This window comes from Streptococcus pseudopneumoniae (genome assembly GCF_001072665.1).
GTDB lineage: Bacteria > Bacillota > Bacilli > Lactobacillales > Streptococcaceae > Streptococcus > Streptococcus pseudopneumoniae_S.
The window spans coordinates 1-448 of the sequence record NZ_JVJI01000106.1 but is presented as its reverse complement, the minus strand read 5'-3'; the positions used below and the strand labels follow the sequence as shown (position 1 = coordinate 448).

General features: G+C 51.1%; 1 pseudogene. It reads left to right on the top strand.

Features of this window, described 5'->3' with window-relative positions:
- Positions 1-118: 118 nt before the first annotated feature.
- Positions 119-448 (top strand): annotated as a pseudogene (locus ADH52_RS10995) (hypothetical protein); the annotation flags it as partial.

Genomic DNA, 448 nt, shown 5'->3' with positions numbered 1-448 from the left:
CTTGATCGCAGAGCATGCAGGGAAGACACGGACTGTAGGGACTTATCAGTCGGGTGATTTCGCTAAACTCCAGTCTGTCCAACGCTTTGCGATAGCCTACCAACAGGCAACCAAGCAGATGGAGAGTCGTGTTGAACGCGTACAAGCTGCTCAGGAGAGAGACAAGGCTCGTTTTGAGGCCTTGGCTGCAGAGGATCGAGCCAAGAACGGTTGGAAAGACCTAGCACTTGGTGTGGTGACTGTTGCGTTTAGTATTCTTGCGATTGTAGGAAGCATGGGTTTTGCGACACCCTTGGTTGTTGGGGCTGGCTTAACCGCAGGACTGGGGTCGTTTGCTTATGGGGCGTCTAATGCAGCGGAAGGGATTCATAACATCCAACTTGGAAATGCAGGGGATGCCCATACGAAATCCTATAATCTCATCCGAGATACGCTTTTCATGGGGAAT